Genomic DNA, 24,117 nt, shown 5'->3' on the forward strand with positions numbered 1-24,117 from the left:
GGTGTGCGCGGTGACGTTGGGAGTCGCCGTGCACACCACGACCGCCGCCGCCACGCCGGTCAGGATCCGCCGCCGGCGACGAACCTGGCCGGCCCGCACCCACACCGCCTCCGCCAGCGCCGGCGCCCTGACGTCCGCGGACGCCTGCTCGAGCAATTCGGCCAGCTCACGCGTGCCCATCTCGGCCCTCCTGTCGCACCACGAGCAGTTCGCCCATCTCAGTGCTCCCGCCCCGCCGTGAGCAGTTCGCCCAGCTCAGGCGCGAGCACCCGCAGCCGCCGCAGCGCGACGCTGGTCTGGCTCTTCACGGTGCCGACCGACACGCCCAGCACCTCCGCGGTGCGGGCCTCGGTCAGGTCGTCGAAGAACCTCAGCACGAGCACCGCCCGCTGCCGCGGGGCGAGCCGGGCCAGCGCCGCCGCGAACACCACCCGGTCCGCCACCGGCTCGACGCTGTCGGAGCCCGCGGCCGGCGGTACCACGTCGACCAGCGTCTCCCGGCGGCGGCGCCGCCACCAGGACACGGCGTCGCGGTACATGATTTTGCGCAGGTACGCCTCCGGCTCGCCGTGCCGGACCTGCCGCCACCGCAGCGCGAGCTTGACCAGCGCCTCCTGCAGCAGGTCCTCGGCCCGGTGATGGTCGCCGCACAGCAGATACGCCGAGCGCAGCAGCCGGTGCTGGCGGGCCTGCACGAAGGCGACGAACTCGGCCTGCTCGTCACTGGGCGTGGGGTTCACGTGTGGTCAACGCACGAGTACCCCTGGATGGTTGGGGATCCGCCCGCGCCACTGCAACGAATTTCCGCGCAGCGCCGGTGCTGACTCCTCCCGCGGGCTTGCCGGCTCAGCCTTGAGGACCACTGATCGGCACCTCAGACGGAGGCACCGCGGGAGCGCGCCGGTCAGGGTGGTTGCCGTGACCCTCCTGCTGTCTGATCCACGCGTGTCCGCTGTTCCGGTCCGTGATGTCGACGAACCACTGGTCGCTCTCGACCGCGGGTTCGGGCCGGCCGGGGCCCTCGTGCGTCGCGAGCTGGCCAACCGGCTGGAGTCCGCGCGGGCGGCCCTGCCGCCGGGCATCTTCCTGCGGGTGGTGGAGGGCTACCGCCCTTCGCATCGGCAGCAGGCGATCATCGAGCGCTACTCGGCCGAGATCCGTACCGAACGCCCCGGCATCACCGATCCCGAGCTTCGCGTGCTGACCAGCCGGTTCGTGGCCCCATTGGAGGTGGCGCCCCACGTGGCCGGCGCCGCCGTCGACCTGACGCTCGTCGACTCGCACGGCAGTGAGCTCGATCTGGGCACGCCGATCGATGCCACCCCGGAACAATCCGGCGGACGCTGCTACTTCGCCGCCGAGGGGATCAGCGCCCCGGCCAGGGCCAACCGCGAACTGCTCGCCCGGGTGCTGGGCCGGGAAGGGCTGGTCAACTATCCCACCGAATGGTGGCATTACTCGTACGGCGACCGCTACTGGGCCCTGGCGACCGGAGCCGGCGCCGCGCTGTACGGCCCGGTGCTCGGCGACGCCACATGAGTGTGCTCACGCTGCGGCCGCGCGCCGCATGCGGCCGAGCCATCCTTCAGGTGGACCTGGCGGCCATCACCGCCAACACGCGCACCATCAAGTCCCGGACGGCCGGCGAGGTGATGGCGGTGGTCAAGGCCGACGGCTTCGGCCACGGTCAGGCGGACATCGCGCGTGCCGCGCTCGCCGGCGGAGCAACCCGGTTCGGTGTCACCAGCATCGACGAGGCTCTGTCGCTGCGCGCCGCGGGCCTGACCGAGCGCGTGCTGAGCTGGCTCAACCCGGTCGGCGCCGACTTCGCCACCGCGCTGCGCCAACACATCGAACTGGGCGTTCCGGGCCTGGAGCACCTGCGCGCGATCGCCCGCGGCGCACCCGGGGCGCGTGTCCATCTCCAGTTGGACACCGGCATGGGGCGCGACGGCGCCGAACCCGCCGAGTGGGAACGCCTGTGCCGCGAGGCCCGGGAGGCCGAGCGGTGCGGACAGGTCCGCGTCGTCGGGATCATGGGTCACCTGCCCTGCGCCGATCGTCCCTGCCACCCCGCCAACGCGGTGGGCCGCGACCGGTTCGCCTGGGGACTGCGTGTGGCCAGGTCGGCCGGGCTGCGCCCGGCGGACCATCATCTGGCCGCGACCGCCGCCACCCTCTCGGACCCGCTCGCCCACCACACCATGAGCCGTATCGGCGCGGGCCTGGTCGGCATTGACGAGTCGGGCACGGCACGGCTGCGGCCCGCTCTGACCCTGACCGCCCCGCTGGTGAGCGTCCGCAGCGTGCCGGCCGGCACACCGGTCGGCTACGGGCACACCTGGACAACGCCGCGCCCGACCCGGCTGGGTCTGATCCCGGTCGGCTACGCCGACGGCTTGCCCCGGCTCGCCTCCGACCGCGCCGAGGTCTGGGTCCGCGGGGAGCGCCGACCCGTCGTCGGCCGGATCTCGATGGACATGACCGTCGTCGACCTCGGCCTCGACCCGTTGGCGCCGCCCGTAGCCGTCGGCGACATCGTGACCGTCTTCGGTCCGGGCGACCGCGGTGAGCCGACCACAGCCGAATGGGCCCGGTGGGCCCAGACCCTCGAACACGAGATCGTCACGGGCCTCAGCGCCCGCCTGCTACGAAGGAGTGCCCCTTGACCCACATTCGCCTCGCTGTGATCGGCGGCGGCCGCAACTGCGAACACGAAGTCTCCCTCGCCTCGGCCGCCGCGGTCGCGGAAGCTCTTGCCGAGGCCGGACACGACGTGGTTCGCCTCACCATCGATCCCGAAGGCGTCTGGCGGGAGCGGGAGAACCGCCCGATCGGCCTGGCCGGGGCGTTGCAGGTGCTGTGTTCCTGCGCGGTGGTGTTCCCGGTGCTGCACGGTCCGCACGGTGAGGACGGAACGCTCGCGGCGCTGTGCGACCTGGCGGACCTGCCATGTGTGGGTTCGCCGCTGGGCGCGGGGGTGCTGGCCATGGACAAGTGGGCGACCAAACTCGTCGCCGGTGCCATGGGCATCGGCACCGCGCCGGCTCGGTTGCTCACCCGGCGCACCGCGGCGTCGTACGCCTTCAACCGCCCGGTCGTCGTCAAACCCGTCGCCGCCGGGTCCAGCCACGGCGTGACCCTCGTGCGCGGCGCCGACGGGCTGACGGCGGCCCTGGATGCCGCGTTCGCCCTCGGCGACCGGGTCCTGGTGGAGGACGTCGTGGCCGGTCGCGAGATCGACGTGGCGGTGCTGGGCCGGCCCGACGGATCGCGGATGGTGGCGCCGCCGCTGGAGATCGTCGTCCCCGACGGCGAGATCTTCGACCACGCCGCCAAGTACGCCGGCTCGCCGCGGTTCCTTCTCCCGGCCCCACTGGACGACGCGGCCCGCAAGGACCTGGAGCGGGCGGCGGTGGACATGTACGACGCGCTGGGCTGTGCCGGGGTCGCGCGGGTCGACTTCTTCCTGACCGATCGGGGACCGGTCCTCAATGAGGTCAACACGATGCCCGGCTTCACCGCACAGTCGCAGGCGCCGCGGATGTTCGCCGCCCTCGGGATGTCCTTCCATGAGCTGCTCGATCTGCTGGTACGCGATGCGCTGTCCGCCTGACCACCGGCCCGCTGCGTGGCGACCGTCACCTCCGTGGTTCCCTTACCGGGACCTTCCCCCCACGTAGCTGGACGGACGCATGAGCGAAACAGGGTGGCGCCCCTGGCTGCCCGGGGCGATCGCGGCGTTCACCGTGCTGGTGATCGGATTCACCGAGACACAGCTGACGTGGGCGCTCATGGGTGGCCGTAAGGCGGAGGGCTACGCCCTGGCGATCGGCGTGGCGGTCGCCGTCGGCCTGTGCCGCCGCGCGCCGGGTGCCGCGCTCGGACTCGTCTGGGCGATGGGCCTTTTTCACATGGCCCTCGGCACGCCGATCATGCTGTTCGAATTCACGCTCACCGCCGTGTTCTTCGCCGGCGCCCGGTGGGGGAGCACCGCGACCGTGGTGCTGAGCGCGCTTTCGGTGCCACTGACCATGGTCGTGGCATTCGCGCTGCACGGGGGTGCGATCCTCAACCGACTCGTCGGCAGTTCGAGGCTGGACGACATCATCGGGTACGGATCGGCGATCAGGCTGGGCGTACCGCTCATCGGGGTCCTGCTGGTCGCCGGCCCTTGGCCGGCGGGCATGGTCATGCGTTTCCTCGAACGGGCGAGCACCTCGCGGGAATCCATGCTCGCCGCCGAGGAGGCCGCCGCCGGGGCCTGGCGCGAGACGGAACATGCCCGTGAGATCGCGCATCTGCGTGACCAGCAGACCCGGCTCGCCCGCGACGTCCACGATGTCGTCGGCCACTCGCTCGCGGTGATCCTGGCCCAGGCCGAGTCCGGGCAGTACGTGGAGGACACCGCGAAGCTGCAGAAGACCCTGCAGACGATCGCGACCTCGGCGCGCTCCTCCCTGCAGGACGTGCGCCAGGTGCTCTCCTCCACCCAGCACGCGACCACCATGCCCGGCGACGTCGGCAGGTTCGACGGTCTCATCGACGGGGTGCGCAGCAGCGGACATGAGATCCTCGCGACAGAGCTGGGCACACCGCATCAGCTGCCGCGCGAGACCGAGGCGGTGGCCTACCGGGTGTTGCAGGAGATGCTGACCAATGCGATCAAGCACGGCCGGCGGGACCAGCCGATCGTGGTCGAGCGGCACTGGCCCGCGGCGCAACCGGCCGGTGGCTTCGCCGACACATTGCGGATAGAGGTCAGCAACATGGCGGAGGCTTCCCCTCGGACCGACGGCGATGCCGGGCGCGGTTTGGACGGTATGCGACGCCGCCTCGAATCCATCGGTGGCCACCTCGACGTGCGCCGCCGCGACCAGCCCGAAGGGACGACCTTCACCGTGACCGCGTGGGTGCCGGCGCGGGGCGCGGCGCGATGAGCGACGAGATCACGGTGCTGCTCGTCGATGATCAGAAGCTCTTCCAGGAAGGGGTACGCGTCATCGTCGACGCCCAGGAAGGCATGCGCGTGGTCGGCACGGCCGGCGACGGGGTGGAGGCGGTCAGGCTGGTAGAGCAGTTGCAGCCCGACGTCGTGCTGATGGACATCCGGATGCCCGAGATGGACGGCGTCGAGGCGAGCCGGCAGATCTTCGCCCCCGAGCGGGTCGCGCAACGGACCAAGCCCGTACGGGTGATCGTGCTGACCACCTTCAACCTCGACGACCGGGCGGCGACCGCGATCCGCCACGGCGCCAGCGGCTTTCTCCTCAAGGACACCACGCCGCTGATGCTGCGCGACGCGATCCGCACGGTCTACAGCGGGAACGCCGTCCTCGCCCCGCAGGACCTCGCCACCTTGCTCGACAACCAGTTCCAGACCGAGGCGCCGCCGCCCGCGGCGTTCCTGGGGCTGACGGACAAGGAGCGCGAGGTGTTCACCGCTGTGGCCCGTGGGATGTCCAACGCGGAGATCGCCAGGACCGTGTACCTCAGTGAGTCGACGGTCAAAACCCATGTGGGCGCTATCCTTCGCAAGCTCGCGCTTCGCGACCGGGTGCAGATCGTCGTGTTCGCCTACGAGCATGGTCTGGTGTAGCACGGCGGCCGGCCCTTGCCGGGGGCGTCGGACCGGCCGCCCATCAGGTCAGTGCCTGCGGCCCAGTGTCTCGCGCTTGATGAAGCCGAAAACGCTGGTGGCCACGAAGAGGATGACGCCGATCACCAGCAGCCAGAGAAGGCCCTTCACCGCGGCCCCCAGAATGATGAAGGCCAGCCAGACCAGTAGCAACAGCACCAAGAGAGCAATCATGTTCTTCACTCCATGCTCGGACGAGCGCCCGTTACAGGCGGGGGTACATGGCAGGTGCCCACACGGCACATTGACCAAACGTCGGCTCAGTGAGGTGCGTGCGCGGCGAGCGCGGCGCGTACCTGCTCGGCGGAGGCGCCGATGCGTTTCAGCGTGCACAGGGCATATCCGGTGACGTCGGGCCGGTACCGCCGGCCGGTCAGTGTCGCTCCGTCGTTCGGGCCGAGGTGGGTCCGCACGATCAGGGCGGGCTCGACGCCGCGGCGTGACTGTCCTGGCCGGTCAGCAGGGCGCCGCCGGGCTCGGCTCAGATCGCCGAGGACAACAGCGGTGTGGCGTCGAAACTCAGCGGCCTCGTGCTGCCATCCGGCCTCGCCAGGACCGCCACGGTGTGCGATGAACCGTAGTCGACGCTGAGCCGCCACCCATCCACGACCACCCATCCTACGACCGGCCAACAGGGCCCGGCGCGGCGCGTCCAGACCGTCGCGCACCCGTATGCGGCGGCGTCACCCGGCCTTGATCGGGCGGTACGCCGGCTGCCACATGGCGTCCTGCACCTGCTGCACCGGATCGGTCAGCTCGGCGAGCGCGAGGGTTCAGCGGTGCCGGGCCGGGTCAGGTTGACCGGGACGACGACCCGGTCGTACAGCTCCTCGCTGACGCCGCGGTCGAGCGCCGCGGCCCTGAGGGTGAGGCCGCCGTCGATGGCGTGGTGGGCGATCTGCGATGCGTGGTCGTAGCCGATCACCGGCGACAACGCGGTCACCATCATGACCGACCGGTCCACGTTGTGGCGCAGCCGTTCCTCGTCGAGCTCGGCGCCTTCGACGAGGAACCGGCGAAAGTGGTCGGCGGCGTCGGCGAGGATGCGGATCGAGTGCAGAACGTTGTTGATGACGATCGGCCGGAAGGCGTTGAGCTCGAAGTTGCCCTCGCCGCCCGCGATGGCGACGGCCGTGTCGGCGCCTTGCACCTGGATGCAGACCATGAGCATGGCCTCGGCCTGGGTCGGGTTCACCTTGCCGGGCATGATCGACGAGCCGGGCTCGTTGGCCGGCAGGTTCAGCTCGTGCAGCCCGGTCCGCGGCCCCGACCCCAGCCAGCGCATGTCGTTGGCGAACTTGAACAGTGCCACCGCGATGCCGCGCAGCGCGGCCGACGTCCGCACGAGCGCGTCGAGCGAGCCCTGGGCGGCGAACTTGTTGGGCGCGGTCACGAACGGCTTGCCGGTCAGCTCGGCGATGGTCTTGGCGGCGGCCTCGTCGAAGCCGGGTGGGGCGTTCAGCCCCGTGCCGACGGCGGTGCCGCCCATGGCCAGCCGGTACAGGCCGGTCATCGTCGCGATGAGATGGGCCATCGCGTCGGCGAGCTGGGCGGCGTAGCCGGACCACTCCTGACCGACGGTCAGCGGGGTCGCGTCCTCCAGGTGCGTGCGGCCGATCTTGACGACGGCGGCCCATTTCCGGCTCTTCTCGGCGGTCGTGTCGTGCAGCCGGGCCAGCGCCGGCAGCAGCTGCTCGTCGATCGCGGTCACGGCGGCGATGTGCATCGCGGTCGGGAACGTGTCGTTGGAGGACTGGCCCATGTTGACGTCGTCGTTGGGGTGCACCGGAGTCTTGGCGCCCAGTTGTCCGCCGACGAGCTGGATCGCCCGGTTGGAGATCACCTCGTTGACGTTCATGTTGGACTGGGTGCCGGAGCCGGTCTGCCACACGTACAACGGGAACTCAGTGTCGAGGCGGCCGCGGATCACCTCGTCGGCCACCCTCGAGATCAGGTCCGACTTCCACTCCGGCAGCCGTCCGGCCCGCGCGTTGACCATCGCGGCGGCCTTCTTCACATATCCGTAGGCGTGGTACACCTGCTTCGGCATGCGGTCGTCGCCGATGTCGAAGTGCACCAGCGAACGCTGCGTCTGGGCGCCCCAGTAGTGCTCGGCCGGCACCTCGACCGCGCCGAGCGAGTCGGTCTCGGTGCGAGTGCCGGTGGCGTCCAGACCGATCGGCACGTCGCGCACCCGGTGTTCCACGGCGTCACCCGGCCTTGATCGGGCGGTACGCCGGCTGCCACATGGCGTCCTGCACCTGCTGCACCGGATCGGTCAGCTCGGCTCGGGCGAGGCCCTCGGCGGCGGCGCGCTTGGCCACCGCCACGGCGACCGTGGCCGAGACCATCCGCAGGTTCTCCACCAGGGGCAGCAGCGAGGCGCCCGGCGCGCTCACGTCCACCAGCCGGCCCACCGCGCCGGCCGCCGCGGCGAGCATCCCGTCGCTGACCTTCCGGGCGCGGGCCACGATCGTGCCCAGCCCCAGGCCGGGGTACAGCAGCGCATTGTTCGCCTGCCCGATGGCGTACGTGACGCCGTTGTGCGTGACCGGCGGTACCGGAATGCCGGTGGCGATCAGGGCGTGACCGTCGGTCCACGGGATGAGCTGGTCCGGCATCGCCTCGATGCGCTCAGTCGGGTTGGACAGCGGAAAGATGATCGGCCGGTCCACGTGATGGGCCATCGCCCGGACGACGTCCTCCGTGAACGCCTGATGCACCGTCGACGTGCCGACGAGCATGGTGGGCCTGACGTTCCCGACCGTCTCGCGCAGCCCGACGCCGCCGTCGCGGCGCCAGCCGGCCACCTCGCTCGCCGGCCGGGCGTACGGGACCTGGAAGTCCAGCAGGTTGCTCATGTCGTCGGTGAGCAGGCCCTGCCGGTCGATACACCAGATCCGCCGGGTCGCCGCGTCGCGGTCCAGGCCGTCGCGGACCATCGCGTCGCGCAACTGGTCGGCGATGCCCACTCCGGCCGTACCGGCGCCGAAGATGACGATCCGCTGGTCGCGCATCGGCGTGCCGGTGACCCGGGTGGCGCTGAGCGCGGCGGCCAGCACGATCGCGCCGGTGCCCTGCATGTCGTCGTTGAAGGTGCACACCCGGTCGCGGTAGCGCTCCAGGATGCGCCGGCCGTTGCTCGGGCCGAAGTCCTCCCAGTGCAGGAGGGCGTTGGGGAACAGCTTGGTCACGGCCCGCACGTAGGTGTCGATGAAGTCGTCGTAGCGCTGCCCCCGGACGCGGGCGTGCCGGTTTCCGACGTACCTCGGGTCGTTGAGCAGCGCTTCGTTGTCCGTACCGACGTCCAGCGACACCGGGATCACCCGGGCCGGGTCGATCCCCGCCGCCGCGGTGTACACGGCCAGCTTCCCGACGGCGATGTCGATGCCGCCGACGCCCCAGTCGCCGATCCCGAGGATCTCCTCCGCGTCGGAGGCCACGAGCAGATCCACCTCGTCGGGGCCGAGCCCGAGGTCGGCGAGGGCCGTCTCCACCAGGTCGGGTTCGTCGATGGACAGGTACACCCCGCGCGGGCGGCGGTACTCGTGGCTGTACCGCTTGATCGCCTCGCCCACCGTCGGGTCGTACACCACCGGCAGCATCTCCCGCAGATGCTCGCCCAGCAGGCGGTAGAACAGCACCTCGTCGCTGTCCTGCAACATCGTCAGGAACACGTTCTTCTGCAGGTCGGTCGGCTGCTCGTGGTACTGCTCGTACGCCCGCGCGACCTGATCCTCCAGGCTCTGCACCGCCGAGGGCAACAGCCCCACCAGGCCCAGCGCCCGCCGCTCCGCGCGACTGTACGCCGTGCCCTTGTTCAGCAACGGGATCTCCAGCAGCTCCGCCCCGCGCGCGTTCGTCACGTAGGTGCCGTCCTGCGCGCGGAACTTCCGCCGCGTCGCGATGTTCGCCATCGCCGTCATACGCTCGCCCCCCGACATCCCGGCCCAGCGGCAGACCCGCTTCGGCGTCCCTGTCCACCCGCCTGCCTACCCGCAGCGCCGCCGCCGCACCCGCCATGCCCGCGATTCACCTCCGCCGGTGACCGGCGGACGACGGGCGTCGTGCCGGCCCCGCGCTCATCCCGCGCGGGTGAACCGTCCCCGCCGATGGCAATGGTCTGCTGTGACGAGTGGCGATTGGCGATGCCGCACCGCGCGCACCGCCGGACAGCACCATCGAAGTAGGAGAAGCATGCGAGCCGGAACTTCCACCGCCACCGTGACCGCCGCGAACACCGCACCCACGCAGGGCCGCCGCCGACGGTGGAGAAGGACGGCGGCCGTCATCGGTTCGACCATCGCCCTGCTCCTCGGCGTCGCCGTCGGCGGAGCGGTGCTCTACTACCGCAGCATCGACTCGAACATCCGGCGTACCGACGCGTTCGGCACCGGCGTCCAGCAGTCGCACGCGCCGGCGGCGACAGCGACGGCGACCCGGCCGCCGGTGGAGGTCGTCGGCGCCGAGAACATCCTGCTGCTGGGCAGCGACTCACGCGGTCCCGACGACCCGGGCAGCCGGGGCGACGCGGGCCTGGGCCGCACCGACACGATCATCCTTGTGCACGTCGACGCCGCCCACAAGAAGGCGTACCTGATCTCGTTGCCGCGCGACCTGTACGTGCACATCCCGCCGAACCCGGCCAACCCGAGCCTGGGAAACAGGGACGCGAAGATCAATGCGGCGTTCGCGTGGGGCGGTGTGCCGCTCGCGGTGCAGACCGTGGAGGCCTACACGGCGGTGCACGTCGACCACGTCGTCCTGGTGGACTTCGCCGGGTTCCAGCAGGTGACCGACGCGCTCGGGGGCGTCGACCTGTACATCGAACAGGCCGTCACCGGGGTCGGCAAGGGGGGCCGCCACTTCAACCAGGGCATGCAGCACCTGAACGGATCGGAGGCGCTCGAGTACGTCCGCCAGCGCGAGCAGTTCCTGGGCGGGGACTTCACCCGGATGTGCCATCAGCGGGAGTTCCTCAGCGCGCTGCTGGACAAGGCGAGCAGCACCGACACGCTGAAGAACCCGCTCAAGCTCAACGCGTTTCTCAAGTCGGTGGCCAAGGCCATCACCGTCGACAAGGAATTCTCCCTCGCCGACACGGCGTTCGCGTTCCGCAACATCGGCAGCAGCGACCTGACCATGCTGGTCAGCCCGAACCGCGGATCGGCGACGATCAAGAAGGAGAGCGTGGTGCTCCCCGACCCGGGCCGGGCGAGTGCGCTCTACAGCGCGGTCGCCAATGACAAGCTCGCCGACTGGCTCGCGCAGAACCCGCCGGCCACGCCCCCGAACTCGAAGAACGGATGCACCGGACCGTGATGCGCTTCGCAACGAACCACGCTCGCGGCGTGCCTGCCGCTCAGACCGAAGCGCGACGCGATCGCATGCCGTTGGTCGCGCTGCTGTTGCTCTCGACGCTGCTCGCGGCCTGTAATGCACAAGCCGGCGGCGACGTGCGCAGCGCCGGCGGGACGCCCTCGGCGGCGTCGAGCCCGTCCCTCGCCGGGCCGAGCAGCATGCCGCTGCGGGGGAGCGGCTCGCCCTCGAAGTACCGCGACCGCCTGCCGGCGTTCGACAAGGCCCCGCCCGCACAGCCGGTCACGCTTCCGGACGGCGGCAGCGCCGCGTGGATCTCGCGCGTGCCGACCGACCAGCCGGTGGCGTTCGTGACCATCGACGACGGCTGGGTCAAACACCCGGAGGCGGCCGAGCTGTTGCGGGAGGCGCACGTGCCCGTGACGCTGTTCCTCACCGTCAACGCGATCAGCGACAAGCCGGCGTACTTCAAGACGCTGCAGGACATCGGCGCCGTCGTCGAGGCGCACACCATCACCCACACCAACCTCAGCGGCAAGTCGTACAGCTTCCAGAAGGAGGAGATCTGCGGCTCCGCCGACCAGCTCGCCACCCTCTACGGCCGGCGGCCGACGCTGTTCCGCCCGCCGGGCGGGATCCAGGACGCGACGACCCTTCGAGCCGCGCACGACTGCGGGATGAAGGCCGCGTTCTTCTGGAAGGAGACGGTCAACCGGGGCAGCGTGCAGTACCAGGAGGCCCGAGTCGTCAAGCCGGGCGACGTGATCCTCATGCACTTCCGCGACCAGTTCGTCGAGGACTTCATCGCCGCGTTGAAGGCCATCAAGGCGGCCGGGTTGACGCCGGCCCAGCTGGAGGACTACTTCCCCTGACGGGTGCGGGCGGCGGCCCGGTAGCCCGGGGACGCGGGGGCGTCACGGCCGCGCCGCCGCCAGGGTGAGGGCCATCGACAGCGCGCCGATCAGGGGTGCGTCGTCGACGAAGGAGGCGGCGGCCAGGCGGGGCGGGAACGGTACCGAACGATCCAGCGCCGCAGCCACGCGCGGCAGGATGTGGTGCGCCGCGCCCATGAGGCCGCCGCCGATGACCACCCGCTGCGGGTCCAGGACGATGCTGAGGTTGGCGACCGTGCGGGACAGGGTGTCCAGGGCCTCGTCGAGCAGGCCGGCGACGCTCGGGTCGGGATACGCCTCGAACAGCTCGGCGGCGGTGACCGGGCGGCCCAGCAGGGCCGAGCCGCGGCGGGCCAGGGCGCTGCCGGAGATCGTCTCCTCCAGCGGGGCGCGGTTGTCGGCGAAGGCGGGCGCGTCCGCGGAGTCGCGCAGGTAGGCGATCTCTCCGGCGGCGCCGTTCGCGCCGGGCACGATCCGGCCGCCGGCCACGAGGGCGGCGGCCAGGCCGGTGCCCACGTTGACGTACAGCCCGGTGTCGGTGCCGCGCAGGGCGCCCCAGCGCAGTTCGGCGGTGGCGCCGGCGTTGACGTCGTTGTCGATGGCGAGCGGGGTGTCGCCGAACGCGGCACGCAGCAGGCCGGGCAGCGGCAGGCCGTCCCAGCCGGGCACGTTCGGGGCGAGGCGGACCACGCCGTCGCGCAGGACGCCGAACGTGGCGACGCCGACCGCGGCCGGCTCGGCGACGAGGTCGCGGGCGGCGGCCAGGGTGCGCTCGACGACCTGAGCCGCGCCCTCGGCACCGCGGGTGTCCAGCCGCACCGTGGCGTGCGGCCGGCCGTCCGTCGCGCCGACCGCCGTCGCGCCCAGCGCGACCTTGGTCCCGCCGAAGTCGATCGCCAGTACCTGCCGCGTCACCGGGGCCGGCCCGGCCGGGCGAGGGAGTCGATCGCGACGGCGACGGCGAGCACCGCGGCGGTGACCATGTACCGCACCGAGGAGTCGACGCTGAGCAGCAGCATGCCGTTGGTGATCGACTGGATGACGAGGATGCCGAGCAGCGCGGCGTAGGCGCGGCCGCGGCCGCCGAAGAGCGAGGTGCCGCCGATGACCGCGGCGGCGATGGCCATGAGCAGGGTGTCGCTGCCGCCGGAGCTCTGGTTGACCGCGGCGAGCCGGCTGGCCGCGAGGATGCCGCCGAACGCGGCCAGCGCGGCGGAGGCCATGAATGCGATGGTGCGGACGCGCACGATGCTGATGCCGGCGCGGCGGGCCGCCTCGGCGTTGCCGCCGACCGCGTACATGTGCCGGCCGAAGACGGTGTGGCGCAGCATCAGGTCGAGGACGACGACGAGCGTGCCGAAGATGACGAGCAGCAGCGGTACCCCGCGGTCGGCCGACAGTACCGCGACGGCGACGGCCAGGACGGCGGCGAGCCCGCCCAGCCGCAGCGCGAGCCCCAGCCCGGAGCCGACGGGCAGGTCAGCGGCGCGGCGCAGGCGCCGCTGGACGAGCGAGCCGGCGCTCCATCCGCCGACGATCGCGCCCGCGAGCAGCCAGCCGGCCCACGGGGGCAGCCAGGTGTCGCTCAGCCCGGCCAGGAACCCCTCGAAGGGCAGGTTGATGGTGCCGCCGCGGCCCAGGAGGTACAACATGAGGCCCTGCCACCCGATGAGCCCGGCCAGGGTGACGACGAACGACGGCATCCGCAGCCGGGTGAACATCCAGCCGTGCAGCAGGCCGATCAGCGCGGCACAGCCCAGTGCCACGCCGACCGCGGCGACCGGGTTCCAGCCGTGCCGCACCGACAGGATTGTCATGACGACCGCGCACAGGCCGCTGACCGAGCCGGCCGAGAGGTCGATCTCGCCCAGCAGGATCACCATGATGACGCCGAGCGAGATGGTGCCGGTCGCGGCCATCTGCAGGGCCAGGTTGGTGAGGTTCTCGGCGGACAGGAAGTGCTCGTTGAGCGAGCCGAACACCGCCGCGATGGCGACGAGGCCGCCGACGACCGGCCACGCGCCGAGGTCGGTGCGGCCCGTGCCGCGCAGCGGGATCAGCGACTGGTACAGCCGCCCGGTCGTGGTGGTCACGCGCTCTCCTCGCTTCGCTGCGGACCGGTGGGGGTCTCCTCGGGCACGGCGGCGCCGCCGGTGATGGCGGCGACGACGGCCTCGGGGGTGGACTCGGCGGTGGCGAACTCGCCGGCGTTGCGGCCCAGCCGCAGGACCACGATCCGGTCGCTGACCGCGCGCACGTCGGCGAGGTTGTGGGAGATGACGAGGACGGCCAGGCCCCGGTCGCGCAGCCGGCGGATCAGGTCGAGCACCTGCGCGGTCTGCTCGACGCCGAGGGCGGCGGTGGGCTCGTCCAGGATCACGACCCGCGGCTCGCCGATGAGGGCCCGGGCGATCGCCACCGACTGGCGCTGGCCGCCGGAGAGCATGGCGACCGGCACCCGGATGTCGCGGATGCGCACGTCGAGCGAGGACAGCAGGTCGCGCGCCACACGCTCCATCCGGATGTGGCTCAGCACGCTCCAGCGGCGCCGCTCCGCGCCGAGGAAGAGGTTGCCGACGACGTCGAGGTTCTCGCACAGGGCGAGGTCCTGGTGCACGGTCGAGACGCCGAGCCGCTGCGCGTCGTGCGGGCTGCCGATGCGCACCGGGGCGCCGTCGATCCCGATCGAGCCGCCGTCGGTGGTCACGACCCCGGACAGGACCTTGACGAGGGTCGACTTGCCGGCACCGTTGTCGCCGACCAGCGCGACCACCTGGCCGGACGGGAGGTCCAGGCTCACCCCGTCGAGAGCCTGGACCGCGCCGTACCGCTTGCTGACATTGGTTGCCCAGAGCACTACTGGATTCCCGCCGTGGTGCAGGCCGCCGCGGCCGGGCCGGTGCAGATCTCGGAGGCCTTGTAGAAGCCGTCCTTGACGATGGTGTCCTTGATCTTGTCCGCGGTGACCGCGGTCGGGTCGAGCAGGAACGCGGGGATGTCGCCGGTTCCGTTGGCCACCTTCGTCGGCGCGGCCGGCTTCTCGCCCTTCGCGAGGGCCACGGCCAGCTCCGCCGACTGCTCGGCCTCCCGCCGGATGTCGAGGTAGATGGTCATGTACTGCTCGCCGGTGAGGATCCGCTGTACCGCGGCGAGCTCGGCGTCCTGGCCGGTGATGGGCGGCAGGGTCGCGTATCCGGCGCGCTTCATCGCCGCGATGGCGCCGCCGGCCATGCCGTCGTTGGCGGAGAGCACCCCGACGACGTTGTCCCGGCCGAGCGCGGTGATGGCCTGCTCCATCTCCTGCTGGGCCTTGTCCGGGCTCCAGTCCGGGGTGTCGAACTCGCGGCCGATCTGCACCTTGCCGTCGAGGACCTTGTGCGCGCCGGTCTTGTAGTCGGCGGAGCTGGGGTCGGTGGGCGAGCCGTTGAGCATGACGATCTTGCCGGCGGTCGCCTTGCCCGCCTTGTTCAGCGCGTCGAGCAGCGCCTTGCCCTGCATCTCGCCGACCCGGACGTTGTCGAAGGAGACATAGTACTCGTACGTGATCCCGGAGATGAGCCGGTCGTAGGCGATGACCGGCACCTTCTTCTGCTTGGCCTGGTTGACCAGCGACGCGACCGCGCCGGCGTCGACGGCGTCGAGCACCAGCACGTCCGCGCCCTGGGCCAGGGCGGCCTCCACCTGCTGCTGTTGCTTGGCTGCGTCCTGGTCGGCGTTGGAGTACAGCACCTTGCAGGCCGCGCAGAGTGCGTGCACCTTGGCCTCGAACAGCGGCCGGTCGAACGCCTCGTAGCGGGTCGTCTTGGACTCCGGCAGGAACAGCGCGATCGTCGGCGCGTCCTTGCCGCCCTGCTTGCCACCGGTGCTGCCGCCACACCCGCCGGCGAGGACCGCCGCGGCGGTCAGCACTGCGACGAACCATCTGGCTCTCACGGAGGGCACCTTTCCTCGGAGGGTTCTCGCGAGGATGTTCGGCCACTCGGCCGGGCCTTGGCAAGGTCCTTTACGAAATTGATAAGGGACCTTTCTGAACTCGTGTGGCACGCTGGACCCCGTGCAGACCACCGCCACCGCCAGCACGACCAGCGTGCTGCGGGTGATGAACGAGCGAGCCGTCTTCGCCGAGACCTTCCGTCTCGGCGCGGTGTCGCGCCCCGAGCTGGCACAGCACACGGGGCTGTCCAAGCCGACCGTGGCCGGTGCCCTGGCAAACCTGGAGCGCGCCGGGCTGCTGCGCCAGGTCGGGATGCGCGCCGGCGCCGCCGGCCGCTCCGCGGTGCTGTACGAGGTGCGCCCCGAGGCCGGCTGGGTCTTCGCCGTCGACGTCGGCCGCTCCTACGTCCGCGTCGCCCTGGCCGATCTCGTCGGGCGGATCGTCGCGCGCAAGGACGAGCCGTCGCGCAGCATGCGCGCCGGCGACCTCGTCGCGCAGCTCACCCGCCTCGCCGAGGAGCTGGCCACCACGGCCGGCATCACCCGCGAGGACATCACCCTGGCCGTCTTCGGCACCCCGGGCATCCACGACAAGGCCACCGGCGCCCTGCACCTGGCGCCGAACCTGCCCGGCTGGAACCGCCGCGGGAGCGTCGAACGCCTGGCCGGCATCGCCGGCGCGACCTACGTCGTGGAGAACGACATCGACCTGGCCGCCGTCGGCGAGGCCACCTACGGCCTCGGCCGCGGCGTGCGGCACTTCGTCTACGTCTCCATCGGCACCGGTACCGGCATGGGCATCATCATCGACGGCAAGCTGTACCGCGGCTTCCGCGGCGCCGCCGGCGAGATCGGCTACCTGCCGGTCGGCGAGGACGACCCCCTCGCCGACGAGCCCGCCGCCCGCCGCCGCGGCATGTTCGAGTCGGTCGCCTCGGCCGACGGCGTGGTCGCCATGGCCCGCCGGCTCGGCCTGACCAGCGTGAGCACCGCGAAGGACGTCTTCGACGCCGCCCGCTCCGGCGACGAGATCGCCCGCCGGGCCGTCGCGCGCGAGGTCGACCACGTCAGCCACGCCCTCGCCGGCATCACCGCGGTGCTCGACCCAGAGCTCGTCGTCCTCGGCGGCGGCGTCGGCAGCCAGCCCGGCGACCTGCTCACCGCCCCGGTCGCCGAACGCCTCCGCGACCTGGTCGCGTTGCGCCCGCCGCGCATCGAGGTCTCCACCCTCGGCACGGACGCCGTACTGCTCGGCGCCCTGGCCGTCGGCCTGGCCGACGCCAGGAACCTGGTCCTGGACACCGCGGCCGCCGCCGGCTGAAGCCCGGTCGGGGCGGCGTCGGGTCTACTCGTCGGCGACGAGGTGCCGGGCGGCCGCGGCGATGTGGCCGGCGTCGATGCCGGCCCACGCGAGCAGCTCCTCCGGGCTGCCGGAGCCGGGCATGTCGCGGACGGCCAGGTGGGCGATGCGCGGGTTGGCGATGCCATCGGTGACGAGACTGTCGATGACGGCGGAGCCGAGGCCGCCCTCGGGGTGGTGGTCCTCGGCGACGACGATCCGGCCGCCGGTCGCCGCGGCGGCCGCGGCGAGGGTGGCGCCGTCGATGGGCTTGACGGAGTACGCGTCGATGACCCTGGCTGTGATGCCGAGTCCGGCGAGGTCGTCGGCGGCGGCGAGACAGGCGTGCAGGGTGACGCCGGCACCGATCAGGGTCACGTGGTCGTGGTCGCTCGCGCGCAGGACCTTGGAGCCGCCGATGGGGAAGGCCTCGCCGCCGGGGTACAGGACGGGGTAGCCGCCGCGGGTGGTGCGCAGGTAGCTGATGCCGGGGATGGTGGCCATCGCGTTGGTCAGGGCGACGGTGCTGGTGGCGTCGGCGGGGTAGAGCACGGTGGAGCCGTGCACGGCGCGGATCATCGCGATGTCCTCCAGGCCCATCTGGGAGGGGCCGTCGGCGCCGATCTCGAGGCCGGCGTGCGAGCCGACCAGGCGGACGCCGACGCCGCTGACGGAGCCCATGCGGATGAAGTCGTAGGCCCGCGTGAGGAACGCGGCGAAGGTGGAGGCGTAGGGGCGGTAGCCGCGCACGGCGAGGCCGGTGGCGGCGGCGACCATCTGTTGTTCGGCGATGAACATCTCGAAGTACCGGTCGGGGAAGGCACGGGCGAACTCGACGGCGTAGGTGGAATTGTTGACCTCACCGTCGAGGGCGACCACCCGCGGATCGCGGGCGCCGAGGGCGGCCAGGGCGTCGCCGTACGCCTTGCGGGTGGCGACGTTCGCGCCGAGCTCGTAGCGGGCCGCGGCGGCCGGCGAGGCGGGCGCGGTGGTGGGCGGCCGCTCGGCGTCGCCGCCGGTCTCGGGCAGCGGGCCGCGGACGGTGAGGTGACGCGGGCCGCCGAGCTCGGCGATGGCGCGTTCGGCCATGTCGGCGGGGAAGGGCTTGCCGTGCCAGCCGGGGCTGTCCTCGACCTCGGAGAAGCCCTTGCCCTTGACGGTCTTGGCGAGGATCACGGTGGGCCGGCCATCGGCATCGGTGCCGGTCGCGGCGCTCAGCGCCTGGTCGATGGCGGTCAGGTCGTGGCCGTCGACGGTCAGCACCCGGGCGCCGAAGGCCCCGGCGCGGGCCGCGTAGGCGCCGAGGTTCCAGCCGAGCGCGGTTTCGCCGCGCTGGCCGAGCCGGTTGACGTCGACGATGGCGGTGAGATTGGACAGCCGGTAGTAGGAGGCCTTGTCGAGGGCTTCCCAGATGGAACCCTCGGCGAGTTCGCTGTCGCCGCACAGGACCCAGATCCGGTAGGGCAACTTGTCGAGATACTTGCCGGCCAGGGCGACACCGACGCCGTCGGGCAGGCCCTGGCCGAGTGAGCCGGTGGCCACGTCGACCCAGGGCACCACGGGGGTGGGGTGGCCCTGCAGGCGCTGCCCGAAACGCCGGTAGCCGTGCATCAGCTCCTCGTCGGTGACCACGCCGACGGCTTTGTAGACCGCGTACAGCAGGGGTGAGGCATGACCCTTGGAGAAGATCAGGTGATCGTTGGCGCCGTCGGCCGGCTTGTCCCAGTCGTAGCGCAGGTGCCGGGCGACGAGCACGGCGAGCAGGTCGGCGGCGGACATGCTCGACGTCGGGTGGCCCGATCCGGCGCTGGTGGACGAGCGGATCGCGTCGACCCGCAGCTGTGCGGCGACCTGGGCGACGGTGTCCAGGGTCGCGCCGGGCGAGGTGATCGTGGTCATGACGTTTCCTTGTCGCGGAAATCCTGCGCGGAATCGGAACGGCCTGATGCAATGCGTCTACCCGCCCTTCGCGACGGCTAACGGCGAGCGGTGCGCCTGGCGCCGGATGTCCTGGCCACCGACGCTGTCATCACCGGCGGCTGCACAAGACCACGGCCAAATCGTGATGGTGCGACGGCCGGTCGGCGCTGCGGCCTCACCGTCCGGTGAGAAGGTGGCGGCGGACCTTACCGCTGGGGTCGGCGCGAAGTTGGTCGGCACGTGCGGTGAAGGTGTCCGGGTCGAGGATGGCGAGGGCGCGCCATGCCTCGCCGCGGATTCGCACGTTCGGATGGCCGAGGAAGGCGACAAGCCGGATGGCATCGTCGCGGGTGCCCATGTCGGCCAGGCCGGCGAGTGCGCCGATGGTTGCGTCCCGGGTGGCATCAGCGTTGGTGAGTGTCGTGCGGTAGAGCGCGGCGGAGCCGGTGTGGCCCAGAGCGCGCAGGCTGGTGCGGGCCAGGTAGCGCACCCGTGCGTCGGGGTCGAGCAGGGCGCGGCGGAGGTGCGGTTCGCTGTCGGGGTGGTGGGTGCGGGCCCGCAACGCCTTCCACCGGATACGGGGGTTGGGGTCGGATTCGAGCAGCGGCAGCAGCCCGCGTTGGACGGCCGGGTCGAGGCTGCGTGCGGTGGCGACCCCGGTGGCCCAGTGCCGCAGGGCCGGGTCGCCGGTGGCGACGGCCTGCTCGATGGAGGCGGCCGGCTCGACGGTGGCGAGCATGCGCAGGCAGCTCGCGGCGACCGCGGTGTCATCGCCGCGGGCGCCGGCCCACAGGGCGGCTCGACCGGCCGGGTCACCGTCGGTGAGCAACTCGCCGATGATGCGCACGATCGGGCCGGCGCGGTGGCGCGCGCCGAGGCCCTCGATCAGCGGGAGGAGCTGCACGAGCAGGGTGCCGTGGCCAACCGTGAGCCGGGCGTGCACCGCGGCGGTGGCCTGTTGGCGGACGGGGTCGACCGGGTCGTTGAGCCGCAGCAGCAGGAACGGCAGGGTGAACAGCTCGTCGCTGGTGGCCAGCCACCGGACACCGGCCTCACGCAGGTATCCGGACCGGTCGAAGGTCAGCAGCGCCGCGACCGCGGCGGCATGCCGGCCGTAGACCTCGGTCAGCGCGCCGACGTCGGTTCCGAGCATCGCAGCGAGCGAGCGGCGACGGCCGCGGTACGCGCCCTCCAGGACGACGACGGCGCGCGGGGTGGCCACGCGCAGCAGGCCGCTGAGCCTTTCGGCTGTCCGCGCTGGGTCCTGCTCCCACCAGCACAGGACCTCCTCGACGCCGACGATCAGGCGCTCGGCGTTCCAGCGCTGCGCCCATTCGTCGTGTTTCCACCGCATCCTTCTACCCGTCCCGCAGCCGGATGGCGATGCGGCTGCCCTGCTTGCGCAGGATAGCCAGGGACACCAAGGCGCCGCCTCGGATATTGCACGTCGAGGGCAGGGTCGGCCCGGACCTGTCGGTCGCCGCGATCCGCGAAGACCGCATCCTCGACGGAGCCCACGCCACCGGCTGCGACGTCCGCCGCCTGGCAGACCTGTTCGGCCTCAGCATCCGAGCCGGCACCCGCTACACCGATACCGTTGACATGCCGAGCTGACCCAGCAGGAGTAGCCAGCGGACGGTGCCGCGCCGAGAGCAGAATGAGGTAGTGAGATCGCCGCTTTCTACCCCGGCCGCCATCCCCGCCGGAGCCCTCGCCGGGCGCCCGCAACCAGTCCTTGCCGCACCGGGCGGCATCGTCCTGCGCCCCTGGGAACCTTCCGATGCGGCGGTGTTCCTTGCTGCGTACCAGGATCCGGCGATTCAGCACTGGCACACCCGCCAACCGGCATCCGAGGCCGAGGTAAACGACTGGTTCGAGCAGTACCGTCGAAGCTGGGAGCAGGAAGAGGGCGCGAGCTGGGCGGTAACCCGCGGCGGCGAGGAGGTGCTCGGGCGTATCGCCCTGGGAGGCTTGAATCTCGACGACGGCGTCGCAGGATGCGGCTATTGGGTGCTCCCCGCTGCCCGCGGCGCAGGCGTGGCTCCCCGCGCGCTGGCAGCTGTCAGCGCCTGGGCGCTCGGCGAGGCCGGGTTCCACCGTCTGCATTTGAGCCACTCGACGCGCAACAACGCCTCCTGCCGCGCCGCTGTCAAAGCCGGATTCCGGCTGGAAGGCACCAAACGCAGCGAGGCCATCCACTCGGACGGCCGCCACGACATGCATCTGCACGCCCGCATCCGCGGCGACGACTGACCCTTCGCTGACAGGAGATGAAGCCGGCCGGCAACGGATGTTCGTAGTCGAGGAAGCTGCGGAATGCGCGAACCCGAGCGCTCTGGTCCGCTATGGATCTTCGGGCAGCACCACGCCGAAGCCGTGCCGGGCCAGGCGCAGCAGCACCTGTCCCGGCCTGGTCAGCTCGACGAGCTTGGCCTCGCACGATCGCTCCAGGTTCGCCAGGACCGCGGCATACCGCTGCGGGCCCTCGCGCCGGGCCCGGTCCAGGACGTCCGCGTTCTGCCACACCTTCGCCCGCGACTCGGCGAGCAGCCGGCGGGTGGCGGCCCGGTTGAGCGGACCCAGCAGCCGGTCGAGCGGGGTGACCCGGCTGCTGGCCCGTACCTCGTCGTCCTCCGCCCCCACCAGGGCCAGCAGTACGGTGTCAACGTGCCCGTGGTCATGGGCCCGTGACGCACGGGTGGCCGGGTCGTCGAACTCCTCGGGCGTGATGACCGCGATCAGCGCCTGCGGCAGGTCGTAGTTGATGTGCGCGTTCATGCCCAGCAGGATGTGCCGCAGCGGCGGCAACTCCGGACGAGTGCGGGCGACGTCGAAGGCGATCCGCCACGGCGCCGAAACCGGCTCCCCGGCCAGCTCCGCGTCGAACGCGTCGAGGTAGAGCTGCGCGAACACGAGGTCCCACCGCTCCAGCCAGGCACCGTCGAGGAACCCACCCCGGCCGATCTCCTCGGCAACCGCCCGAGTGGTGCGCAGGTAGGTGCTGTGGAAGAACCGGCGCGCGTCGCCGGCCGGTAGCCGGTCCTGGTCGGCGGCCATACGCTCGAGCAACGCTGCGATGCTCTCGTACACGGGCCGATCATCGCACGACCGATCGCGGATGCGGCTCTGCCTCGGCGCCGGCCCTCGCGCGGGCGGGTCGCTTGGCGAGCGTCCTCAGGACGGTCAGCCCGATCAATCCGGTGGCGATCGGGTTGAGTCCCACGATGAGGAACTGGACGGCCAATGGAACTGCGGCGAGCAGCCCGATGGTGGCCGTTCCGGCCGCGGCGGCCGTGATCTTGAGGCCCGCGCCGATGGTGAAGACCTGCGCCCGGACCTCTTCGGGTGACAGCGCGTTGCGAGCGGTGAAGAGCGCGCCGACCAACGGCCCGAGGAAGAACCCGGAGAGCGCGAGCGCGACGGTCAACACGGGCAGCGAGGTTGTGATGGCGCCGACCAGCACGGGCAGACCCGTACCGCACATGGCGAGCATGACCACGGCCGGGGCGCGCGGCGTGGGTGCCGGGCGGGCGGTCCACAGCAGCGAACCGAGCAGGCCACCGACCGCGACCGCGGTGAGCATGAACCCGGACGCCGAGGCGTGGTGGTGAGCCTTCGCCGCCAATGCGGCCACGACCGGCACCGCGCCGGGACCGAGTTGGCCGACGGCGCTGGCCAGGATCACCGTGGCCAACGTCTTGTTCGCCACGACAGCCCTGGCGCCGGCGGTCAACGACGGTCGACCGGTCGCTCCGGCCGCCCGCTCCTGCCGCACCGGCAGTACTGCTGCCAAGACGGCGCCGGCGGCGGACAGGCCGGCCATCAACAGTGCTGCCGCTGTACTGCTGACCAGGCTCGCCGTGAGGCCGGACAGTGCGGGCCCGGCGATGCCGGCGAGGTTGTAGGTCAGCGCGTCGACGCCGAAGATGCGCGGCAGTGCCTCCGGCTTGGCGAGCCGGGAAACCTGGCTGCTGAGACCCCCGGTGAGCGCCGGCCCGCAGGAGCCGCCCAGGAGCAGGACGAGCAGGGACGTGCCCAGTGGTACGTGACCCAGGGTGATCGCGGTGAGCGCCAGCGAGGCCGAAAACCCGGCGGTGAGTCCGGCGAGTGCTAGGACGGTCGCCGTGACCAGTCCGTCAGAGCCCCGACGAGCGGCGCGGCGACGACGTGCGGAATCATCAGGCAGGCGACGAGCAGGCCGGTGGCGCCGTCGCGGTGCAACCGGTCAAGGGCCAGCAAGATCAGGGCGACACGCCCGCCCTCGTCGGCCGTGCGAACCATGACGGCGGCGCCGGCGTACGCTACCAAACGGGACGCGGCCACGCGCCATCCTAAGGGTCAGCCGAGACGCGAGTCCGCCCGATTACCGCAGCCGCTGTACTTCGCGGTCCTGGGCCGCATCGTCCAGGACCATCACCATCACCTGGTCGGGCAGGTCGATCCCTCCGGATCCGGACGGATCTAGCCGCTGTTGGCGCCTACCATAGCGGCGCGCACCGGGCCGCTGTTTGGCGGATAAGGTCGGTGTCTAGGTCGGTACTGCCCTCCGGCAGGTTCCGTTCCGGCCACTCAGACCACAGTTGCAGGGCCGTTGCGCCGTCCGGGAGTTCGAACCACATCTTGAACTCGAAGCTCCCGTCTCCGCCACCGCCCCCGGCCGTATGCACCGGAACGTCCATTGCACCGGACGCTGTCTGCGCCCGAACGCCGAGCCGCAGATCCCCTGGACGTAGCAGATGCGGAAGGTCGAACGCCAGGTTCGGATTCGTGCCGCCGTCGTTGTCCTTGAGCCGGATCAGAAACTGAAAGACGAGTGCCGTGGGCAGGACCCGAGCTGCCGCCATCGCGACCACGGTCCGTTCGTCAGCCAGCAACAACCGATCGAACTCGGCGACCGTTACCGGCAGCACATCCGACCGCGTGATCTGCCCGTCGTCTGCCATGGTCAGTAACTGTACCGACACGCATTGCCGACGCCGACCACCGGCGCGAAGTACACCCACAGCGTCACGGCACTGGTCAGCACCTTCCCGCGCCGGTCGCCGTAGCCGCTCAGGTAGTCGACCATGCCCGAC

The 24,117-nt window shown here is 71.6% G+C and carries 26 protein-coding genes and 1 pseudogene; 10 read left to right on the forward strand and 17 right to left on the reverse strand.

The genetic code is table 11. The features are described from left to right. Positions 1 to 180: pseudogene (locus ABT297_RS32850) on the reverse strand (hypothetical protein); the annotation flags it as partial. A 38-nt stretch (positions 181 to 218) separates the two neighbouring features. After that, entirely contained in the window at positions 219 to 740 is a 522-nt protein-coding gene (locus tag ABT297_RS32855; protein ID WP_350556307.1) for a SigE family RNA polymerase sigma factor, read from the reverse strand. Positions 741 to 945: 205 nt separating this feature from the next. Between ABT297_RS32855 and ABT297_RS32860 the strand changes: the two genes are divergently transcribed. The 5 genes from ABT297_RS32860 (at position 946) to ABT297_RS32880 (ending at position 5,599) form a co-directional block, all read left to right on the forward strand. Next, positions 946 to 1,539, forward strand: a complete 594-nt coding sequence (locus ABT297_RS32860) for a M15 family metallopeptidase (RefSeq protein WP_350556308.1) — start codon at positions 946 to 948, stop codon at positions 1,537 to 1,539. After that, complete coding sequence (alr, locus tag ABT297_RS32865) at positions 1,536 to 2,669, forward strand: alanine racemase (protein ID WP_350556309.1); 1,134 nt, start codon at positions 1,536 to 1,538, stop codon at positions 2,667 to 2,669. The genes ABT297_RS32860 and alr overlap by 4 nt, the downstream gene beginning before the upstream one ends. Continuing rightward, positions 2,666 to 3,616, forward strand: coding sequence for a D-alanine--D-alanine ligase family protein (locus ABT297_RS32870; RefSeq protein ID WP_350556310.1), 951 nt, complete (start codon positions 2,666 to 2,668; stop codon positions 3,614 to 3,616). The genes alr and ABT297_RS32870 overlap by 4 nt, the downstream gene beginning before the upstream one ends. Before the next feature lie 79 nt (positions 3,617 to 3,695). Further along, positions 3,696 to 4,940, forward strand: a complete 1,245-nt coding sequence (locus tag ABT297_RS32875; RefSeq protein WP_350556311.1) for a sensor histidine kinase — start codon at positions 3,696 to 3,698, stop codon at positions 4,938 to 4,940. Further along, positions 4,910 to 5,599 (forward strand): response regulator, encoded by a 690-nt coding sequence (locus ABT297_RS32880; protein ID WP_502885687.1) that lies wholly within the window; start codon positions 4,910 to 4,912, stop codon positions 5,597 to 5,599. Before ABT297_RS32875 ends, ABT297_RS32880 begins: the two co-directional genes overlap by 31 nt. A 48-nt stretch (positions 5,600 to 5,647) precedes the next feature. On the opposite strand, the gene ABT297_RS32885 is transcribed toward ABT297_RS32880, so the two are convergent. From ABT297_RS32885 to ABT297_RS32900, 4 genes are all read right to left on the reverse strand, one after another. Then, positions 5,648 to 5,812, reverse strand: coding sequence for a hypothetical protein (locus tag ABT297_RS32885; RefSeq protein WP_350556312.1), 165 nt, complete (start codon positions 5,810 to 5,812; stop codon positions 5,648 to 5,650). An 86-nt stretch (positions 5,813 to 5,898) separates the two neighbouring features. Continuing rightward, complete coding sequence (locus ABT297_RS32890) at positions 5,899 to 6,051, reverse strand: hypothetical protein (protein ID WP_350556313.1); 153 nt, start codon at positions 6,049 to 6,051, stop codon at positions 5,899 to 5,901. A gap of 338 nt (positions 6,052 to 6,389) precedes the next feature. Further along, a complete protein-coding gene (gene fumC / locus ABT297_RS32895) occupies positions 6,390 to 7,844 on the reverse strand; it encodes a class II fumarate hydratase (protein ID WP_350556314.1) in 1,455 nt (484 codons plus the stop codon). Between the two features lie 4 nt (positions 7,845 to 7,848). Then, on the reverse strand, positions 7,849 to 9,564 hold the full coding sequence (locus ABT297_RS32900; protein WP_350556315.1) for an NAD-dependent malic enzyme: 1,716 nt from the start codon (positions 9,562 to 9,564) through the stop codon (positions 7,849 to 7,851). A 271-nt stretch (positions 9,565 to 9,835) separates the two neighbouring features. Between ABT297_RS32900 and ABT297_RS32905 the strand changes: the two genes are divergently transcribed. Both ABT297_RS32905 and ABT297_RS32910 read left to right on the forward strand, forming a co-directional pair. Beyond that, entirely contained in the window at positions 9,836 to 10,960 is a 1,125-nt protein-coding gene (locus ABT297_RS32905; protein ID WP_350556316.1) for an LCP family protein, read from the forward strand. Positions 10,961 to 10,989: 29 nt separating this feature from the next. Beyond that, positions 10,990 to 11,829 carry a polysaccharide deacetylase family protein gene (locus ABT297_RS32910; protein ID WP_350556318.1) on the forward strand — a complete coding sequence of 280 codons (840 nt, stop codon included), beginning with the start codon at positions 10,990 to 10,992 and terminating at the stop codon, positions 11,827 to 11,829. A 42-nt stretch (positions 11,830 to 11,871) separates the two neighbouring features. Here the strand turns inward: ABT297_RS32910 and ABT297_RS32915 are convergent, their stop codons facing one another. The 4 genes from ABT297_RS32915 to ABT297_RS32930 are packed head-to-tail and all read right to left on the reverse strand — an operon-like array spanning position 11,872 to position 15,783. After that, the gene (locus ABT297_RS32915; RefSeq protein WP_350556319.1) at positions 11,872 to 12,765 is read right to left on the reverse strand and encodes an ROK family protein; all 894 of its coding nucleotides are present in this window, start codon (positions 12,763 to 12,765) and stop codon (positions 11,872 to 11,874) included. Continuing rightward, positions 12,762 to 13,943 (reverse strand): sugar ABC transporter permease, encoded by a 1,182-nt coding sequence (locus ABT297_RS32920; protein ID WP_350556320.1) that lies wholly within the window; start codon positions 13,941 to 13,943, stop codon positions 12,762 to 12,764. Before ABT297_RS32920 ends, ABT297_RS32915 begins: the two co-directional genes overlap by 4 nt. Further along, a complete protein-coding gene (locus tag ABT297_RS32925; RefSeq protein ID WP_350556321.1) occupies positions 13,940 to 14,707 on the reverse strand; it encodes an ATP-binding cassette domain-containing protein in 768 nt (255 codons plus the stop codon). Before ABT297_RS32925 ends, ABT297_RS32920 begins: the two co-directional genes overlap by 4 nt. Then, positions 14,707 to 15,783: a sugar ABC transporter substrate-binding protein gene (locus tag ABT297_RS32930; protein ID WP_350556322.1), complete on the reverse strand. Its 1,077-nt coding sequence runs from the start codon at positions 15,781 to 15,783 to the stop codon at positions 14,707 to 14,709. The genes ABT297_RS32925 and ABT297_RS32930 overlap by 1 nt, the downstream gene beginning before the upstream one ends. Positions 15,784 to 15,904: 121 nt before the next feature. Between ABT297_RS32930 and ABT297_RS32935 the strand changes: the two genes are divergently transcribed. Then, positions 15,905 to 17,104: an ROK family transcriptional regulator gene (locus tag ABT297_RS32935; protein WP_350556323.1), complete on the forward strand. Its 1,200-nt coding sequence runs from the start codon at positions 15,905 to 15,907 to the stop codon at positions 17,102 to 17,104. A 24-nt stretch (positions 17,105 to 17,128) separates the two neighbouring features. On the opposite strand, the gene ABT297_RS32940 is transcribed toward ABT297_RS32935, so the two are convergent. Continuing rightward, complete coding sequence (locus ABT297_RS32940) at positions 17,129 to 19,021, reverse strand: transketolase (protein WP_350556324.1); 1,893 nt, start codon at positions 19,019 to 19,021, stop codon at positions 17,129 to 17,131. 196 nt (positions 19,022 to 19,217) lie between these two features. Beyond that, positions 19,218 to 20,396, reverse strand: coding sequence for a HEAT repeat domain-containing protein (locus ABT297_RS32945; protein WP_350556325.1), 1,179 nt, complete (start codon positions 20,394 to 20,396; stop codon positions 19,218 to 19,220). Between the two features lie 23 nt (positions 20,397 to 20,419). Between ABT297_RS32945 and ABT297_RS32950 the strand changes: the two genes are divergently transcribed. Together ABT297_RS32950 and ABT297_RS32955 are read left to right on the forward strand one after the other, a co-directional pair. Further along, entirely contained in the window at positions 20,420 to 20,656 is a 237-nt protein-coding gene (locus ABT297_RS32950) for a hypothetical protein (RefSeq protein ID WP_350556326.1), read from the forward strand. A gap of 51 nt (positions 20,657 to 20,707) precedes the next feature. Beyond that, positions 20,708 to 21,295: a GNAT family N-acetyltransferase gene (locus ABT297_RS32955; protein ID WP_350556327.1), complete on the forward strand. Its 588-nt coding sequence runs from the start codon at positions 20,708 to 20,710 to the stop codon at positions 21,293 to 21,295. Positions 21,296 to 21,385: 90 nt separating this feature from the next. Here ABT297_RS32955 and ABT297_RS32960 read toward each other — a convergent pair whose 3' ends face one another. From ABT297_RS32960 to ABT297_RS32980, 5 genes are all read right to left on the reverse strand, one after another. After that, the gene (locus ABT297_RS32960; protein ID WP_350556328.1) at positions 21,386 to 22,132 is read right to left on the reverse strand and encodes a DUF5995 family protein; all 747 of its coding nucleotides are present in this window, start codon (positions 22,130 to 22,132) and stop codon (positions 21,386 to 21,388) included. A 7-nt stretch (positions 22,133 to 22,139) separates the two neighbouring features. Beyond that, the gene (locus tag ABT297_RS32965) at positions 22,140 to 23,228 is read right to left on the reverse strand and encodes an MFS transporter (protein ID WP_350556355.1); all 1,089 of its coding nucleotides are present in this window, start codon (positions 23,226 to 23,228) and stop codon (positions 22,140 to 22,142) included. Continuing rightward, entirely contained in the window at positions 23,153 to 23,365 is a 213-nt protein-coding gene (locus ABT297_RS32970) for a hypothetical protein (protein ID WP_350556329.1), read from the reverse strand. Before ABT297_RS32970 ends, ABT297_RS32965 begins: the two co-directional genes overlap by 76 nt. A 155-nt stretch (positions 23,366 to 23,520) precedes the next feature. Next, a complete protein-coding gene (locus ABT297_RS32975; RefSeq protein ID WP_350556330.1) occupies positions 23,521 to 23,985 on the reverse strand; it encodes a hypothetical protein in 465 nt (154 codons plus the stop codon). Positions 23,986 to 23,987: 2 nt separating this feature from the next. Further along, a complete protein-coding gene (locus ABT297_RS32980) occupies positions 23,988 to 24,110 on the reverse strand; it encodes a hypothetical protein (RefSeq protein WP_350556331.1) in 123 nt (40 codons plus the stop codon). Positions 24,111 to 24,117: the final 7 nt, after the last annotated feature.

It is taken from the genome of Dactylosporangium sp. NPDC000555, assembly GCF_040300025.1.
GTDB lineage: Bacteria > Actinomycetota > Actinomycetes > Mycobacteriales > Micromonosporaceae > Dactylosporangium.

Excerpts from the sequence above, each read along its gene's own strand:
- ABT297_RS32905 (WP_350556316.1), top strand. The coding sequence starts at position 9,836 with ATGCGAGCCGGAACTTCCACCGCCACCGTGACCGCCGCGAACACCGCA.
- ABT297_RS32940 (WP_350556324.1), bottom strand. The coding sequence starts at position 19,021 with ATGACCACGATCACCTCGCCCGGCGCGACCCTGGACACCGTCGCCCAG.
- ABT297_RS32975 (WP_350556330.1), bottom strand. The coding sequence starts at position 23,985 with ATGGCAGACGACGGGCAGATCACGCGGTCGGATGTGCTGCCGGTAACG.
- alr (WP_350556309.1), top strand. The coding sequence starts at position 1,536 with ATGAGTGTGCTCACGCTGCGGCCGCGCGCCGCATGCGGCCGAGCCATC.
- ABT297_RS32875 (WP_350556311.1), top strand. The coding sequence starts at position 3,696 with ATGAGCGAAACAGGGTGGCGCCCCTGGCTGCCCGGGGCGATCGCGGCG.
- ABT297_RS32900 (WP_350556315.1), bottom strand. The coding sequence starts at position 9,564 with ATGACGGCGATGGCGAACATCGCGACGCGGCGGAAGTTCCGCGCGCAG.
- ABT297_RS32980 (WP_350556331.1), bottom strand. The coding sequence starts at position 24,110 with ATGGTCGACTACCTGAGCGGCTACGGCGACCGGCGCGGGAAGGTGCTG.
- ABT297_RS32945 (WP_350556325.1), bottom strand. The coding sequence starts at position 20,396 with ATGCGGTGGAAACACGACGAATGGGCGCAGCGCTGGAACGCCGAGCGC.
- ABT297_RS32950 (WP_350556326.1), top strand. The coding sequence starts at position 20,420 with ATGGCGATGCGGCTGCCCTGCTTGCGCAGGATAGCCAGGGACACCAAG.
- ABT297_RS32885 (WP_350556312.1), bottom strand. The coding sequence starts at position 5,812 with ATGATTGCTCTCTTGGTGCTGTTGCTACTGGTCTGGCTGGCCTTCATC.